Raw genomic sequence first — 16,920 nt, 5'->3', positions numbered from 1 at the left:
GCTTCGCGCCGCCTTGTATTATACCCGGAGCGACTTTCGGATCGTCACGAAGGAGACGACGAAGCCGACACCGACACCGAGGCCCAGCGCGACTGCGACCATCTGCGGATAGATGGTGCTGATCGGAATAGGCTGGAACAGCGTCGAGATCGAGACAAAGTGGCTTGTGACATAGTGGACAGCCTTTTCATAGATGAAGTAGATGCCGGCCAGCGGGATCAGTGCACCGACGAGGCCGAGCATCACACCCTCGACGAGGAACGGCAGGCGGATCATGAGGTTCGTCGCGCCGATCATCTTCATGATCATGTTCTCGCGTCGACGGAACTGTGCCGCGACGGAGATCGTGTTGCTGATCAGGAAGACCGACACCGCCAGCAGTACCGCGATGATCACGGCGCTGAGCAGCGAGATGATGCGGTTCAGCGAGCTCAGTCCCGTGACGGCTGCGTTCGAGTAATTCACCTGACGGACGACCGGGAAGCTGTGAAGCCAGTCCACGATGCTCTGCTGATCCTGGATGTTGTTGAGGAAGATCTCGTAGCTTTGGGAGTTCGCGAGCGGGTTGTCCTCGGCGAATGCCTCTGCGAGCAGCTCGTTGTTATCGAAGTAATCGCTCTTAAACGTTTCCCAGGCCTCCTCGGCAGAGGTATAGTGGGAGCTCTTCACCTCCGGACGCGCCGCGATGGCCTCGCCGACAGCATTGACCTCCTCAGAACTTGCGTCATCGGTAAAGAAGACGGTGATGCCGACGGTGGTTTCTGCGGTTTTCGCGATGTGCTGTACGTTCGTCACGATCGCGAAGAACAGACAGAACAGGAAGATGCAGGCCGCGATCGTCGCTGTAGAGGCGGCGGAAAACAGCTTGTTATGCAGTATGTTTTTGAATCCGGAATGGATACAGTAACCGATGGCGTTCGCTTTCATCTGATGTCACCTCCCTTTCTCCGGCTGACATGACGCGGGCGGTGGCTGCCACCGAGACCGCGCGGGCGTTCCGTGGAAACTGTTTCAGAACTGAGCTCCGACACGTTTTCACGGATGGACGCGGTCTCTTCCGACATACTTTCCTCCGCTGTCGATCGTTTGCGTGATCGACGACGTTGCATCTCCGGGACAGCCTTCTCTGCTTCTGCAGAAGCGACAGACTCGCTCGCCTCTTCTGCAGCGGAATCCGAGATGATCTCGCCGTCGGCCATGTGAACGGTGCGCTTGTTCATCATACGGACGAGCTCGAGGTCGTGCGTGATAACGATGACCGTGGTGCCCTGCGCGTGGATGCGCTCGAGCAGCTTCATGATGCTGACGGCGTTCTCGTGGTCGAGGTTGCCGGTCGGCTCATCTGCGATCAGAATCTCCGGACGGTTGATCAGTGCGCGGGCGATGGCGGTACGCTGCTGCTCGCCACCGCTGAGCTCGCGCGGATAGGCATCGTGCTTCTCGCTGAGACCGACGCGTTCGAGCATCTCCGCGACATCTGCGCGGATTTCCGGGGTGGATTTACCGGCGATCAGCTCGGCGAAGCCGACGTTCTCATAGACGGAACGGTCCTCGAGGAGCCGGAAGTCCTGGAAGACGACACCGAGACGGCGACGGTACTTCGGGACGAGACGTCGCTTCATGTGCTGCAGGGCGAGCCCGTTGACGGTGATCTCGCCCTCCGTCGGCTCGAGCTCCTTCGTGAGGAGGCGGACGAGCGTGGATTTACCAGAGCCGCTGCGCCCGACGATGAAGCAGAACTCGCCATCCGCGATGGTGAGACTGACATTTCGGAGGGCCTCAACGCCGTTTTTATAGCTTTTGGAAACGTTTTTGATTTCAATCATTCTTATAGAAGGTCCTTTGGTGGGGTGTTGCACATCGTATATCGCGCAAGGGCTCGATGCACCTTGCGTCCGGGTTGCCTTCAGAAACAACGCAAGGGGGCTTCCGGAAGACGATGCCGCACTATATAAAATAATAGCAAAAACCGGTCCGTGGTGTATACACCATGGACCGGCTAATTCATGTCAATAATCTTAAGATTTTTTCAGAGACAGGGCTGTCTCCGGACGCTGAGTGAAGCGTCGATGGATCGAAGACTCGAAGAATTAATAGTCGATGGTCTCCATATACTTCATGTACTTTACAACCATGAGTGCGATCTTGAAGGTAATCGCGTCATCAAATACACGAAGGTCCAGACCGGTGGAGCGCTGCAGCTTATCGAGACGGTATACCAGGGTGTTTCTGTGGATATACAGCTGACGGGAGGTCTCGGAAACGTTCAGGTTGTTCTCGAAGAACTTGTTGATCGTGGTCAGGGTCTCCTCGTCGAACTCGTCCGGAGAGACGGTCGTGAAGATCTCGCGGATAAACATCTTGCACAGTGGCAGTGGCAGCTGATAGATCAGACGGCCGATACCGAGACGGTTGTAGGCGATGATGTTCCGCTCTGCATAGAAGATCTTACCGACCTCGAGGGCCATCTTCGCTTCCTTGTAGGACTTCGAAACATCCTTGATCTCGTTCACGACGGTACCGTAGCTGACACGGGCATCGATCATCGCCTCGGTCTCGAGCATATCGAGGATCGTCTCGGCTACATGGTGGAGCTCATCCGAGGTCTCGGTCGGCTTCACTTCCTTTACGACGATGACATTTTTCTCATCGACCGCAGTGACGAAATCGTGAGTCTTTGCAGCGAACAGTGTCTTCAGTGCCTCGAGGGCGCCGGAATCGCTGGTGCTCTTCTTGGTTTCGATGATGTAGACCACGCGCTTCACGCTGACATCGATATGCAGCTTCTTCGCACGGTTATAGATGTCGACCAGAAGCAGGTTGTCGAGCAGGAGGTTCTTGATGAAGTTGTCCTTATCGAACTTCTCCTTATATGCAACCAGCAGGGTCTGGATCTGGAAGGCGGCGAGCTTGCCGACCATGTACACGTCGTCGCTGTCGCCCATCGCGATCAGCACATACTCGAGCTGGTGCTCGTCGAAGATCTTAAAAAACTGATATCCGCCCACGGCCTGGCTGTCTGCCTGTGATTCCGCAAAGGACGAAACCATAGATTCTGTATACTGGTTATCGGTAAAGGTCGATGCAAGCACCTTTCCATCAATGTCCGCAATGGCGATATCAACTCTTGTAATACTCTTGAGAGAATCAATCGTGCTCTGTAAAACCTGATTTGAAATCATTCTCTACTCCTTCTGCACTTAACGACTAGATACGACTAGTACTCCATAATTATTGATATTTTACTAGATTCGATTTCTAAAATCAATCATTGTATCGACCTGATGACTGTCATTTTCCGTCATTTTGTAAGCGTTCAGGCAGTGCTGCCCCGCCCTCCCTGAGCGTTTCCGTCATTTTTCAGCCTCTTTCGGCCTCTTTTCCATGCATGGCTGTATAAAATGATACGATGAACGAAAAAACACCCGGTGGATCTCCCACCGGGTGCGCTGTGATTCTTTTAGTTTGTGATGGTCTGCTCTGTTTCCTTATCGAAAACGTGGATCTTCGCCTCATCGAGTGCGAAGGTAACGGTAGAACCGGTACGAGCAGCGGTCTTCGGGTTTACTCTTGCAACCCAGCCTGCATCGGCGAGGTCGAAGTAGAGAAGGGTCTCTGCACCGAGCATCTCGTATACCTTGATCTCAGCCTGTACGGTCTGCTTCGGGTGAGCAGCTACGAAATCTGCCTCATCGTGCAGATGCTCCGGACGGATGCCGAGGATGACGGTCTTACCGATGTATCCGCCGTCCTTCAGCTTGGCAGCCTTGGCAGCGTCGAGGGTGATGGTGTGGCCTGCGAAGGTAAGGGTTACATCATTACCCTCGGCCTTGCACTCTGCGTCGATCATGTTCATCTGCGGAGATCCGATGAAACCTGCAACGAACTTGTTGCACGGTGTATCGTAGAGGTTCTCCGGTGTATCTACCTGCTGGATGATACCATCCTTCATAACGACGATTCTGGTACCCAGTGTCATCGCCTCGGTCTGGTCATGTGTTACGTAGATGATGGTGGTCTCGAGGGACTTGTGGAGCTTTGCGATCTCTACACGCATCTGTGCTCTCAGCTTCGCATCGAGGTTACTGAGCGGCTCATCCATGAGGAATACCTTCGGTCTACGAACGATCGCACGTCCCATCGCTACACGCTGTCTCTGTCCACCGGAAAGAGCCTTCGGCTTTCTGTCGAGGAGATGCTCGAGATCGAGGATTCTCGCAGCCTCATGCACCTTCTGATCGATCTCTGCCTTCGGAACCTTACGAAGCTTCAGACCGAATGCCATGTTGTCATATACGGTCATATGAGGATACAGAGCGTAGTTCTGGAATACCATCGCGATATCTCTGTCCTTCGGCTCGACGTCATTTACTCTCTTGCCGTCGATGATCAGGTCACCGCTCGAGATATCCTCGAGACCTGCAATCATTCGAAGGGTGGTTGACTTACCACAGCCAGATGGTCCGACGAAAATGATGAATTCCTTATCCTTGATATCGAGGTTGAAATCCTTAACAGCGACGAAGCCGTTCGGATACTTCTTGGTTACATTCTTAAGCTCAACACTTGCCATAATTTTTTCTTCTCCTATAGGGCACAAACGTTTAGTGATCAGGTTCCCCAAGCCTTTTTCAACTGTACTCATCGTACACTTGTGGAAACATTTTCTCAACGGCATTTGTTCCTAGAAAAGACCGGTTGAATTTATACAAACTGTCGAGCGATTTTTTAAAACGGTCAATATACACAAAGTTTTCGGATGCAAGCTGCACAAACAGGGCTAAAATCCGTCATTTTTCCCGCGTTTTGGCCACTTTTCACAAGATTTAAAAACATAATTTGTTACTACCAGATATCGTCTATTCGAACTTATGCAGACTGTACAAAATAAGAACCGGAGCGCGTGCTCCGGTTCACAAAAAGGAGAATATTATGGAATCAACAAATTATTCCGGCTTCAGAATAAGCGCTCCGCGCTCGTTCGTCCGCATCATGGCTCCCTCGTGGGATCCTGGCACTGCGCAGAAGAAATAGCACTCGCCATCGACCACGTGTGCGCCGGTCAGCATATAACCGTCCGCACCTACATAGTACCAGTAGCCTCCGTACTCGATCCAGGAAGACTTCGAGAAGGTGCCGTCCCGTTTCATATACTTCCACTTGTCGCCGATCTTATGCCATCCGTAGACGATCTCCTTCTCTTCCTCATAGCTCTTATACCAGCGGTCGAGATCTACGTACCCGCGGATGCCGTCGATCCGGCCCGTCCAGGAATACTGCTGACCGGCAATGCCGTCGACCGGTTTATCCTTATTGGATGCGATCCAAAGGTCGTAGTCTTTCAGTTTCTCCGGGATCACGTGGTTCTTGTACCAGTTCATATTCATGTAGAGGCCGACGCGATAGTTCGAGTTCGTCCGGATCTCCTCAGAGAATGCGATCGCGATCTCCGTGATCGCATCTTTCGCCATTCGTTCCATCGCGATCCATTCGAGGTCGTAGAATACCGGGAGTTCGAGAGAACGTGCGCCCAGGAGCTCGAGGAGCCTCTTTGCGCGGGCTTTTGCCTGCGTCACCGACTTATCATAGCAAAACGCGTAAACGCCGACCTTCAGGCCTGCTGCGCGTGCATTCTGGTAGTTACGTTCAAACTGCTTGTCGACGCCTTCCTTCGTGATTGCACGAAGGACCACGTATTTAACGCCTGCTGCCGCTACCTTTTCCCAGTCAATGACGCCCTGGCACTCTGAAACGTCGATGCCAGGGATCGAAATATCCGCCGGTGCTTCCTCTTTTACGTGGTCGTCAAGCTCAATCGCGACATGGTGGCCTTCATAAAGCCAGATGTCGCCGCGAAGAGACCCATCTTCTGACTCAAGGTCTTCCGGAACCGATGAAATATCTGCATACGGCTCCAGCTTCTTCCGAAGATCTCTTGTCGTTGCCGCATTTCTTCCGTTATAGAGGACCTCCTTCGGGATGCCTGCGTAGATCAGCGCGACTACCATAAGAGAGCTACAGTCGCAGTTACACTTCTTCGTTACGAGGCCAGGATCCCAGCCGACCTTCTCCGCTTCCGATCCGAGTGAGTTCCGGTCGTTCTGGTTATATCCGATTCGGTCGTTCACAGCTGCGCGCTCTGCTGCATACGCTGCGCGTTCCCGCATGGTCTTGTCTTTCAGACGGATCCGGTAATTCCACGGGCGCACGTACCAGCTCCGGATGAGGACTTCCTTTCCGGTCTGGTCTCCTGCTTTTCCGCCTACATATTTATTATTTTCATCATGGCTTGCCTGCGCAATCATGTTGCCTCCTTAAATGCCGGGCAGATGTGCTGCCCGGTTTTTGAATTTCTATGATTTCGTTTCTTAAAATTATGATCAGGTCTTCTTGTTCTGCTTCACGGACTGATCGAAGCCGACCGCTGCCCATCCTGAGACGATGCCCGTGATGGCTGCTGTCAGCCAGTCCGCATTTTCGAATCCGGAAATCCCCGTCTGCCAGCATACGATCCCAAGGATCAAGCCGATCACGCCTGCTGCCAGCGGGATCCACTCGTCCTTGAACTTACCGGAAATGCTTAATGGCATGCAGCACAGGAACGTCACCACGACGATCCCGACTACCGGTGCTACTCCAAAATCCATTCGTTTCCTCCTTTCAATGCAAATATTGTGCTATCGCCATCCCGAGAATGCCCACAAGGCCTCCCGCGAGGGCGCTTACCACCGTCGTAAAGATCGTCTTCTGCATCGTATTCCAGGCTTTCGCCGGTTTCTCCTCGAGCTGCCGAAGACGATCATTCTGAGAGCGCTGCTCTTCCAGCATCGATTTCATGTTGTCGGCCAGTTTGGAAACTGTAATCGTCAGTTCGTTCATATTTTCCTGCTTCTTTTCTATCTGCGCGATTTCAGAGTCTATATGTTTCACATGCTCTTCTATCGCGCAGTACTTCGCATAAAGCTCTGCTGTGTCCATCCGCGTTCCCTTTCTACTTCTTTCGCAGTTTTATACTACGGCATTTAAATTCCTCGTTCCCAAGCAAAAGGCGGATGCCGAAGCACCCGCCCTTTTTCATTATTTAGCCCATTTAAGGCCCTTCGAACTATCCACGATAAACTGTCCGGTCGCCTTATCCTTACTTCCGTAATAGAAGTCCTTTACCGTGTAGATATTTTCTTTCAGTACCTGGAGTGTTTCAAGTCGCTGCTCGATCTTCCGCTGCGTCGCTCGATCCGAAGACTTATAAATCGCTTTATACTTCTCCGTCATTGCTTTCTGCACGTTCTTCCGGATGTCGTCATCCGACTTTCCGATGTTCTGCATATAGTTTATATATGCATCGACCGTATCCTTGTTGTTTCCTTCATAGATCGCGGTCGCCACATCTGCCACGCCTGCCGGTGCCAGCTTGTCGATCGCCGAGTCCAGTTTCTTATCGACAATTTCTTCCGAGTAGCCCTTCTGGATCAGCTGCTGCCGAAGGCTTTCGTAGTCGTCCTTTGCGCCGTTCGCGTAGGATCTCGCCGCAAGCTCGAGTTCTGGCTCTGCTGCAAGCATGTCCCCGACCTTTTCCTGGATCTTTGCTTCATCGATGCCAGCCTTCACGAGGTCCTGCATGATCTTGTCGCCGAGGTCCTTGTTTCCTCGCGCATATTCTTTCATGGCTTCTGCCACAAAGGTCTTCGTATTCTTGTCGTTTTTAATGCTGAGCATCAGTCTATTCCGCACATACTCCGCATCTGCGAACCCGGCATCCATGATGACTTCATCAATGATGGCACCTGTCCACTTCATCATGTTCTTACTTGAAATATTGAACAGATGAAGTATCGGCGACAGTTTGTAGATGGATCCAAGCACACCCTCTGACTGTTTCCCTGTTGCAATCTTGAACAGCATATTCGCACCACGCGCAAGGTCTGCAAATGACTGTGTCTCGATATTTGAAGTATAGCCGTTAATTGTGTCGATGATATTTCCCACATACGGCATCGTGGAAAGAATTGACAGGTCTGACCCTGCAAAATTAAGCGTTGCTCTTATCCATCTTTCTGAATTCTTGTTTTCCGGATCCAGCGCGTCCAGGAATCCCCCGATTCCGATGTTATCGAAGAATGCGTCTAACCACCGGTCTCCGTACGTTCTATCCTTGTCTGGATCACGAAGCGCACCCATGACAGATTTTGCTGCGTTTGTCACGAGAATATTCCCTACAATTACCGCGACGATTTTTCCGATGTTTGCTCTTGCCTTTGCTTTCATCTCTTCCGTTCCGTGCGTTGCCTTGTAGATCTCGCGGTAGAGCATGTCGTAGGTCTTCATCGGCTCCGATTTAAATGCGGTTGCTATTTTTGCAAGATCCGACTTCGATTTCATCATCTCTGTTCTATGGAGCGGCGAGTCGACGACCTGCGTGAAGTCAATCACGTGGTCGTATACTTTCTTTGCTGCTGCATAATATCCCGGAGATCCCACTTCGAGATCCTTCCTTGTATCCTTCACCTCCTCTTCTGCTGCCTGCCATAGCGTCGTCCAGGTTATCCGGTCGCCGATCTCTGCGCCTTTCATTCCCCATTCGTTAAGTGTGTCAATAATGCCCGTTGACCCGAAGATTGCACTCTTCAGTGTTCTTCCGGTGGAGATGTCCGGGCCTCCGATCTGCTTCCAGATGGTGATCGGCGCATACTTCTGCGCGGTCTTCCACGCTTCCTTTCGCTTTGCAAGGTTTGCCGGGCTCATTGCCGCCGCGATATACTTTGGATTCATCTCCGCCGCCGCGCGCACGATTGAGAACGGCTGCTGGATCGCGACGGATAGTGTCCACGATACAGCTACGCCCTTCGCTTTCCCCAGGAAAATATTCGCAAGGTTTCCCCACTTGTCCGCTCTGCCTCTCGATCCATTCAGGTCGAGGATCAGATTATTCATGAAGTCGAGCGCGTCTTCCGACATTGCGTCCTTGATTACTACCTTCATCGACTGGTAGCCGTCCTGGTAATTTAACCACTTCTGCATATCCTCGAGGGCTGGTAGGAAGGCATTGTAAGACGACATCTTATCGATGTGGTTTGTGAAGGTGTCAAAGATGTTTCCGATGACGATCGGGTTCTGTGCACTGTTCACGGTCGCTTTCGTGAAGCCCATGTTTGCAAGCGTCGTCATTCCGCGTTCAATGTCTGATGTTTTCGTCGCCCGATAGTCCGACGCTGTCCTGATCGGCCAGTATGAAGGCTCCAGGAACTTTTCATAGCCGTACAGATTCATCGATGTTTCGTTTCCCCAGTTTGAAACACTCGTTGCAAGGAAATGCTGCATCCTTTCTGCAAGCTGCTTCTGCTTCGGGGAAAGAAGGTCTACTACGGCTGCGACATCCGCTTCCGAGATATAGCGGGCCGCTTCCGACCGGTTCAGTTCCTTTTTATTCTTTCCACTTACGGAGTCAAACTGTATACCTCCATTTACTCTTGTAGTTTCAAGGTTTTCGGAATTTCCGTACATGTGCTTCCGTGCCTGCTCACGTTTATTGAGAACATAGAGTTCCATCAGCTGCGCATCCGTCACGGTCAGTGTCTTATTCCCAAGCTTTACTGTCCTTGTTTTCTGCGACCACTGCTGCACTTCCTTTCCAGAAATGTCAAGTTCATTCATCGTGCGCTCAATATATTTCATCGACTCGTTTACGGCTACTGCTTTCTTATCAAGGCCGTTTCGAAGTGCTGCATACATCTCGTCGCCGGTTCCGCCGTCTCCTCCGATCAGGTTAAAGAAGGTCGGAGAGTCTAGCATTCCTTCCCGTAATGTACGCTGAATTTCTTTACGAAGCTGCGCCGATGATGAGTAGGTAGCGGTCGCCTTCCTGCCGCGAAGTTCTCCCATCGTTCTTTCTGCGAATGCGGATACCGTCGTATTCCTGTCGAGGGTCGTGAACTTGTTTGCATATTCCAGCATGTGATTAATCGACTGGATCATCTGGTAAAGCTCATGCACCCGCTCGTACGGCATCTTCCGTACCTTCGGGATTCCCTCATGTTCCTTCGCCATCTCTTCGATATATGCTTCCTGGTTCTCAAGCCTCGTAAGGAAGTCCGGGTCCAGGGTGATTCTCGTATCGATGCCGGTCTCCGGGTCCGTCAGGATGCCTTCATCCTTCATAACCGCATTTACGACATTCTTGAAATCGCCGAGTGCATTCGTGAAGTCCAGACTCTGAAGGCGCTCATAGTCCTTCCGTCTAAGCTCGTTTGCCTTTCCTCCCTTGTAATCAGTCGTGAGGTCAATCGTACTGAATAGCTGCTGGATGCCCTTTGCGAGTGGTGCCGGTACGTGATTCTTATCGGTCGGCTGCTCGATCATCTTCTGTATCTTCCGCATGGAAGATTCCATTCTTTTGATGTCCGTTGCCTTCCGCTGCCGCTTCACATAGTCTTCCTTATGTTTCCGAAGTCGCTCTGCCATTGCTGCGCGGTCAAGGCTTGCAGCCTTCAGTTTTTCGTCGAGCTTCGCTTTTTCTGCGACGTAATCCTCGATAGCCAGGTTATTCGCAGCATACCTCTTCTTCAGAAGCGCCAGGTTACGGTTGTATCTCGTTTCCAGTGCCGCACGCGTTCTCTTCAGTTCTCTCGACGATGCAACCCGGAGATCGATAATCGCGCTATGGTAGGTATCCATGTACTGTTTTCTCGTATCCTGATCAGCTTCATCAAAGAATGTCTTCAGGATCCGCTCGCCGAGTGCGTAGGCCGTTTCGTTATAGTCCTGCGCGTTATTCGGCGTGCCGCTCTCAAGGACCGGGCCGCCGTTATCGCGCACGTTCATGATCTCCTGCACGGCGTCGACGTCGTACATCTGATCCGGATTCAGCGTGAAGTAGTCCGGGAACTGTTGCTTCAGCTCTCTATAGGCATCTGCACCGGTGTGCTCCATGTACTTCTGATCTGTCGTGAAATTAATCTTCTGGAAATAACGCTTTCGAAGAGCATTAAATCCTTCCGGCTCGATGTCATGGATATTGGAAGCTGGAATATAGATAATCGTGTTCCGAAGTGTCTTCTTAAAGCTGCTCCATCTTTCTTCCTGCTCCGCATCCTTGATCACCGCGTGATCGAGGATCTCGCCGCCGATCGCTGCTGCCGTGTCCGCAAACTCGTGCCCGTTTGCATTCGTTGAAACAGCCATGCTCGCATAGAGCTTCTCGATCTGCTGGCGGACCATCGTACGATCCACGTTCGAGTTCCACTCCTTCGCGAGTTCACTCGTGAGACGCGTGATCTTCTGGCTTGACGGCATCACGTTTCGCGCATTAATGATGAGCTTCGAGAGGTCGTCCGTCGCCTGATCGAGCTTCTCGCTTTCTGCGTATACCGGTGCCGGCATCGCCGTCTCATCGATCCCGAGCTGGAAGCGGACGCCGTCGAGAGATTTTAATTTCTCTGTGCGATCTCCTTCCACCTCAGAATCGTAGGTCACGACATCGAGACCCTTATCCGCAAGCTTTGTGAGAATGTCCTCACTTATTCCGTCCGGTACGAGCACATGCGCCACTTCCGAGAAATCGACCGTGCGTTCCGGCTTCGCCTCGAACATGTCGGTCGGAACCCGGCGCGCTTCCTTAATGATGTCAAGGATCTCGTTCACATCGCTTTCTGTGTACTTGATCCATCCATACCAGTCAAATGCCTTCCGGATCGCTGCTGCCGTCACCCGTTTCTTACCTGCTGCCTCGGTGATCGCGTCCTCGATTGCGTCGATGTCCTTATAGCTTCCCTGATCGGAAATCTTCTGTTCTACTTCCTGAAGCCGGTTTTCAAGTTCGTCGATGTTCACATCTTCGTCCTTCGGCTGCAGTCTTCCTTCATCTTTATGGATCTCATCAATGCTCGAGAACTCGCTCGATCCTGCAGCGATGATGCCACGGATGCCAGGAGGCGTCGTGACAGCCTTACTCTTTCCATCACGTGACTCGATCATCGCGCGGACGATATTCTCCGGGGTCACGCTGTAATGCGTCGCCGCAAATGAGCGCCGGTTGCCAGACGGCGTGTACGGATCCACGTTATTGCGAATGCCTGAGCCCGTAATGATGCCCGAGAACAGATCTTCAAGCCAGGACTTGAAGCCGTCCTTATCGAGTTTCTTCCTGATTTCGTCTCTCGTCGCCTCTTCGTCTCGAACGATTCTTTCTTTATACTGAATTCCCGTTTCCTTGAACTTTTCTGCCCCGGTGAAAGCATTTACTGCTCTCCAGCCAGTATAGCCGCCCATTCCAAACTTCGAGTTCAGGAATGCGTTTGATCGTTTCTCTACAGTTGCTGCATCGACACCCGTTTCAATGAGATGCTCTTTATACACTTTCTGAATGCGCGTGCCGTAATCCTCGAGGATCTTCTTTATTGGCATTTTGCTTGCGCCGTCAAGTTCCGAACCGAACTCCTTAATCATCGCCTTGTAGAAAGAAATCTTTTCTTCTGTGATCGTCGGCTCGTTTACCGTCTTTTCGTTATCACTTAAGGTTTCGCCCTTTGATGCTATGTAGGCCGCCTGCATTCCGCGATCATGCGTCGCCTGGTCAATCAGGTCGTCGAAGGTCCCGTTTTCTGCAATGTCATTTGCACGAGCATCGATGAATTGTGTTGCTTCGCTCGCAAGGTAAGCCGGAATCTTTCCTTCTGTCTCCTTCTTGATGATGGCCCGAGCGTTTGCCCGCACATCATCGTCAACCTCGTTCTCGATTGATAGGTTCGCAAATGTTGGTGTCCAGGCGTCCGCGCCATAGACTCGGTTTCGACGGTCCGCCTTCGGGTCGATCGTCGACTTCCGGAAGACAAACGATACTGATCCGAAGTCGTTCCAGCCCATGTCTGCCTTCGTGATCGCGATCGACGGCATCGGAAGAGATGACATGTCGAGCATCTTCCCGATCTTATCAAGATTTACATTGTGAACCGCGACGAGGTTTCCGGTTTCCTCTGCGTCGACGCCATTCTCTTTCAGAACTTTCTGATACCGTTTCTTTGTTTCTTCAGCCAGAATTCGCTGGCTTTCCTTCTCTTCTGATGATATATTTATATCAGAAGTCGTAGGATGAAGCTCGTTTCGGACGTACAGGGCATCGCCGTTTTCGGTATTGCCTACTTGATCTACGGCTTCTATTTTTATGTCCTCAATGAATGCAGTTATAGTATTCATTTTTCTTGCTTTTGTCACCGGTACAGCCTCTACCACATGGTAGATTGAGTTTCCTATTCTCTTTTTAATTTCTACTGTCTCCGCCAGCGTGTTATCAGAGTTCTTGAATGCCTTTGACTTTCGACCTCCTGGAACTGCATCGTCAAAATTATCAAGTACATATCCCATTCTCGCGATGTTCTCGATCTTCTTCATGCTGTGGTCGGCAGCGCCCTTAGTTCCATGCCTATTCCATATGTGAGTAACCTCGGTCGGACGGATCTCGACCCTGTAATTTTTTGCATTTACGCCCACCGCACTTTCAATCGCTTCTGCCAATCTGTCTGTGACTTCGTCCTTGACTGTGAGTGCCGGAATTACCTTTTCCCCGTTTATTACATCTTCAATATACTTCTCGAGCTCTTCATCCGTGCTATTCTTATAGTCTTCGACGATTTTCTGCATTCGGTCTTCAGACTGTGGAGCTATGGTCGATGTCTTCATCTTCTCCGACGCTTCATCCACTGCGATCATCCACATATCCCGAGTGCTTTCGTACGCCTTCAGGTCTTCCTTCAGTGCTGCTGCAGCCTTACGGATATTCTTTGTGGAAATGAGCTCCTTCAGAGCGTTGGCCATCGATTTTAGCCACTCGACGATTCTTGTCGCCATCTTCGGTTGATTTTCCGCGATGTTCTTTGCAAAATCGGCATCATTAAGAAACGTACCGGTCGAGTCCGCTACGATCTCATCTGTGATCTCTTCTCTTGTTCCGGTATAGCCTGCTGCCCGGCGCTTCTCGATCTCCTCATCAAGCGTCGTACTGCTTGACTTCATGATCGCCCGGATCGCTTCCTCCTTAAACATCTGATACTCCATCGGAGCATATTCCTGCAGCCAGTGCGTCATCTCATGGCTCGTCGTCTGCATGATGTTCGCGCCATCCTGGTTCGGGTTCACGTCGACCGTGATGATGCCGTCTCCTTTATAGGATCCGAGTGCATTCTCGCCGGCGCCCTCGTCATAACGTGAGTCCACCAGTACGAACTGAATGCCTGTCTTCTTTCCGAGTGACTCAAACACGCCCTTCACATCCTCCGGAACGGTGCGATATGCGTCCAGCACACCTCCGATCCGCTCCTCCTGGCGGTCACGGTATGAAAGCTTCGTCGCCTCATCATAGAGTGTGCGCGCATCGTTTGCGCCGGCCTTATAGATGTTCTCGAAGGTATCGTTATTACTGATCAGTGCTGCATAGCTCTCGTCAATGTTTCCGATCGGGACATTGTACCGGCCTGCATCGTAGATTTTATTGAACGCACGTACATAGTCGGTTGTCCGCATGCCGGACTGGAAGTTGTCCTTAAATGCCTGCTGCCCGGAGGTGCCATATTCCTTTGACCAGGAATCGAGTGCCTTCGTCTCCATGTCCCGGATCTGGGACGCCAGGCCCACCTCTGCAGCGCGGTGCTTCAGGTTTTTCGAACGCTCTTCGTTTGAAAGCATGTTGTAAGGCTCCGCCGTGATCTCTCTCCAGAGCGCGTCGGAGATTCCCTCCGGTTTCTCGCCATAGCCGTTTCCAGTTGGTTCCGGTGTTGTCTCTTCCTCTGGCGATTCATCCGCTGCAGCTTCCAGAGCCTCTTCATTTGCCTTCCGGAGGAAGTTGTCCTCCTCTTCTGTGTACTCCTCACCGTTTCTTGCGGCTTCCGCATACTCTGCAGCTGCCGCCCGCGTTCTCTCATCGAGAGACTCGTTTGCAGCGATCTCTTCGTGCTTCTCTACACGCTTCTGTTCCGATGCAGCATTGTCGATTGCGTTCTGCAGAACGCCCTTCTCCATCGCCGATACGGTTCCGCCGTTCTTTACGCGCTCCGCGTACTCCTCCGCGGTTCGTTTTGCATCTACGCCGCTTGCGGTTGATGGGTCAATCGCGTCTGCGATCTCCTGGTACGCGTTATTATAAGATCCGCTATAGTGGTTCCAGGTATCGTTAAAGTCCATCGAATTTGTGAGCGTGCCGGTAAGCTGACGAGTTCCGGTCGAGCCGATACCGGAAAGTGCGCCGCCGATCGTCGCCTGGCCGATACGGCCTGCTGCAGATACTACCGTGTTCACCAGTGCATCTCTTGAATCTTCTCCGGACGCGATGCGGTTCTTATACTCCTGCATGTACTGCGACTTATCCCGAAGAATCAGCATTTCGCCGATGATGTTTCCGATTTCTGTTGCTCCCTCTTCTTCGCCCTCTACGGCCATCGTCTTTAAAAGGTTCTGCTTAAATGCCTTCAGGCTGTTTGCCGGAGACATCTTCAGATAATTCTCGATGGAGAAATGCTCGAAGAAGCCCTCGTTAAACGCATTCACGGCAGCAAGTGCATTCGCCTGCCCCGCGCTTACGGAATCATCGTGTGCTGTATCAAGATACGAGTCATTCGCCGCGGATCCAGACGCCTGCAGTGATCCTCCGACGCCGCCAAGCATGTGTGCACGTGCTACAGAGTTCGCCATGTCAAGTCCGACGCCCGTCAGGAAATCCGTTACGTTCTCCTTCCCTGTCCGCACGCCATCATATTCATTTCCAGTCACATCACGTACGCCGCGGAGGATTCCTTCGCGAAAACCCGCCGCCTGGGAAGCTCCGTATAGGTCATTATCAGATGGCTTTTCTCCAGTCACGATACCCTTCACATTATTTGCGAGGCCTTCCATGCCGCTTGCCATGTTGGTGCCGATCTCTACTCCGACCGCCGCCGGGAGGCCGAGCATGTTGTGGACCGTGTTGTAGGCTGCATTTTCCACAGCTGACATGTTCGGGTTGTTCTTCCGAGGGTTGATCAGCTTCTGCATCGCCTGGTATTCCCGTGTATTTTCATAAGAATCGCTCGTGAGGTCCCGGACACCGAGGGTCTTCTCAGGACGCACGAAGGAAGTTGCATCCTTCTTCCCGGATGCAATGTACGCCGCCAGGTTCTTCTTTGCCTCATCTGAAAGCACCGTCGGTGTAACGCCTGCTGCAGCTCTCTTCTCTGCCGCATCCTTATCCGCGTTTAGCTGGTTCACGTAGTGTTTCGCCGCGAGTTCGCCTGCTGCAGCTGCCGATGTACGTGCAGCTGCCTTCCTTCTTTCCTCTGCGATCCGGTTCGCTACGTAGTTATCCGTCTTAAAGCTATAGTCATCCTTCCGGAGGTCGCCGAGGTTCGTGATCTCCGGGTTTGTCGCTTTCGACCCGGCAAGCGCATACTGACGCGTGATCCTGGCCACGTTATTGTCTCCGGTGGCCGCTACGCTCCGAACGAGGGATGCCGGCACAGTTCCGGATGTTTTATTCATCGCTGCCGTTCCCACGTGTGCGGTTCCGGTTACCGGATAGCGCCTGCTTCCAGTCACGACCGGCTGCGGCGCATCCGAGTTTCTGCGCGCCTCAAGGTAGTCGTTCACCATATCGTTATAGCTTACCTGTTTATTCAGTGACTGCGTGCCCTCGCCTGCCTTCTGGTAGACTGGATACCAGGTGCGGCCTTCTTTCTCCGCTTTCTTCTTCGCGTAAGCGCGCTTTCTCGCGCCCGCCTTATAGGCCGCTGCCTGTTCCTCCCGCATTTTATAGTTTACGGAATTCTTATAATCCACCTTTGCTCTCGATCCCGGGTTGCTTCCGCTTTTCGATGTGGAAGATGCGGAAGAAGCACTTCCGGTTGTGGAAGTGCTTCTCTTCTTCAAATAATCGTTAAAAAGGTTCTTTGCCATGGCTACTCC

7 protein-coding genes and 1 pseudogene are annotated in these 16,920 nt (G+C 52.0%); all 8 read right to left on the bottom strand.

All coding sequences use genetic code 11. The annotated features are described in order from the left end of the window. Nucleotides 1-18: 18 nt before the first annotated feature. Nucleotides 19-927: a cell division protein FtsX gene (locus ACTQ52_RS08975; RefSeq protein WP_410043728.1), complete on the bottom strand. Its 909-nt coding sequence runs from the start codon at nucleotides 925-927 to the stop codon at nucleotides 19-21. A gap of 245 nt (nucleotides 928-1,172) precedes the next feature. Further along, nucleotides 1,173-1,826: pseudogene (ftsE, locus tag ACTQ52_RS08970) on the bottom strand (cell division ATP-binding protein FtsE); the annotation flags it as partial. 264 nt (nucleotides 1,827-2,090) lie between these two features. Then, nucleotides 2,091-3,182: a PucR family transcriptional regulator gene (locus ACTQ52_RS08965; protein WP_410043729.1), complete on the bottom strand. Its 1,092-nt coding sequence runs from the start codon at nucleotides 3,180-3,182 to the stop codon at nucleotides 2,091-2,093. A gap of 278 nt (nucleotides 3,183-3,460) precedes the next feature. Further along, nucleotides 3,461-4,573 (bottom strand): ABC transporter ATP-binding protein, encoded by a 1,113-nt coding sequence (locus ACTQ52_RS08960; RefSeq protein ID WP_410043730.1) that lies wholly within the window; start codon nucleotides 4,571-4,573, stop codon nucleotides 3,461-3,463. A gap of 373 nt (nucleotides 4,574-4,946) precedes the next feature. Continuing rightward, entirely contained in the window at nucleotides 4,947-6,305 is a 1,359-nt protein-coding gene (locus ACTQ52_RS08955; protein WP_441982407.1) for a GH25 family lysozyme, read from the bottom strand. A 75-nt stretch (nucleotides 6,306-6,380) separates the two neighbouring features. Next, nucleotides 6,381-6,647: a phage holin family protein gene (locus ACTQ52_RS08950; protein ID WP_441982406.1), complete on the bottom strand. Its 267-nt coding sequence runs from the start codon at nucleotides 6,645-6,647 to the stop codon at nucleotides 6,381-6,383. A gap of 13 nt (nucleotides 6,648-6,660) precedes the next feature. After that, nucleotides 6,661-6,978: a hypothetical protein gene (locus tag ACTQ52_RS08945; RefSeq protein WP_441982405.1), complete on the bottom strand. Its 318-nt coding sequence runs from the start codon at nucleotides 6,976-6,978 to the stop codon at nucleotides 6,661-6,663. A 99-nt stretch (nucleotides 6,979-7,077) separates the two neighbouring features. Continuing rightward, the gene (locus tag ACTQ52_RS08940) at nucleotides 7,078-16,911 is read right to left on the bottom strand and encodes a hypothetical protein (RefSeq protein ID WP_441982404.1); all 9,834 of its coding nucleotides are present in this window, start codon (nucleotides 16,909-16,911) and stop codon (nucleotides 7,078-7,080) included. Nucleotides 16,912-16,920: the final 9 nt, after the last annotated feature.

Origin of the sequence: Oribacterium sp. Sow4_G1_1 (assembly GCF_052116105.1) — a bacterium.
Classification (GTDB): Bacteria; Bacillota; Clostridia; order Lachnospirales; family Lachnospiraceae; genus Oribacterium.
The sequence above is the reverse complement of the archived record's forward strand: the minus strand, read 5'-3'. Positions and strand labels throughout refer to the sequence as shown.

Coding starts and splice junctions, on each gene's coding strand:
- ACTQ52_RS08950 (WP_441982406.1), bottom strand. CDS start 6,647: ATGGATTTTGGAGTAGCACCGGTAGTCGGGATCGTCGTGGTGACGTTC.
- ACTQ52_RS08955 (WP_441982407.1), bottom strand. CDS start 6,305: ATGATTGCGCAGGCAAGCCATGATGAAAATAATAAATATGTAGGCGGA.
- ACTQ52_RS08975 (WP_410043728.1), bottom strand. CDS start 927: ATGAAAGCGAACGCCATCGGTTACTGTATCCATTCCGGATTCAAAAAC.
- ACTQ52_RS08945 (WP_441982405.1), bottom strand. CDS start 6,978: ATGGACACAGCAGAGCTTTATGCGAAGTACTGCGCGATAGAAGAGCAT.
- ACTQ52_RS08940 (WP_441982404.1), bottom strand. CDS start 16,911: ATGGCAAAGAACCTTTTTAACGATTATTTGAAGAAGAGAAGCACTTCC.
- ACTQ52_RS08960 (WP_410043730.1), bottom strand. CDS start 4,573: ATGGCAAGTGTTGAGCTTAAGAATGTAACCAAGAAGTATCCGAACGGC.
- ACTQ52_RS08965 (WP_410043729.1), bottom strand. CDS start 3,182: ATGATTTCAAATCAGGTTTTACAGAGCACGATTGATTCTCTCAAGAGT.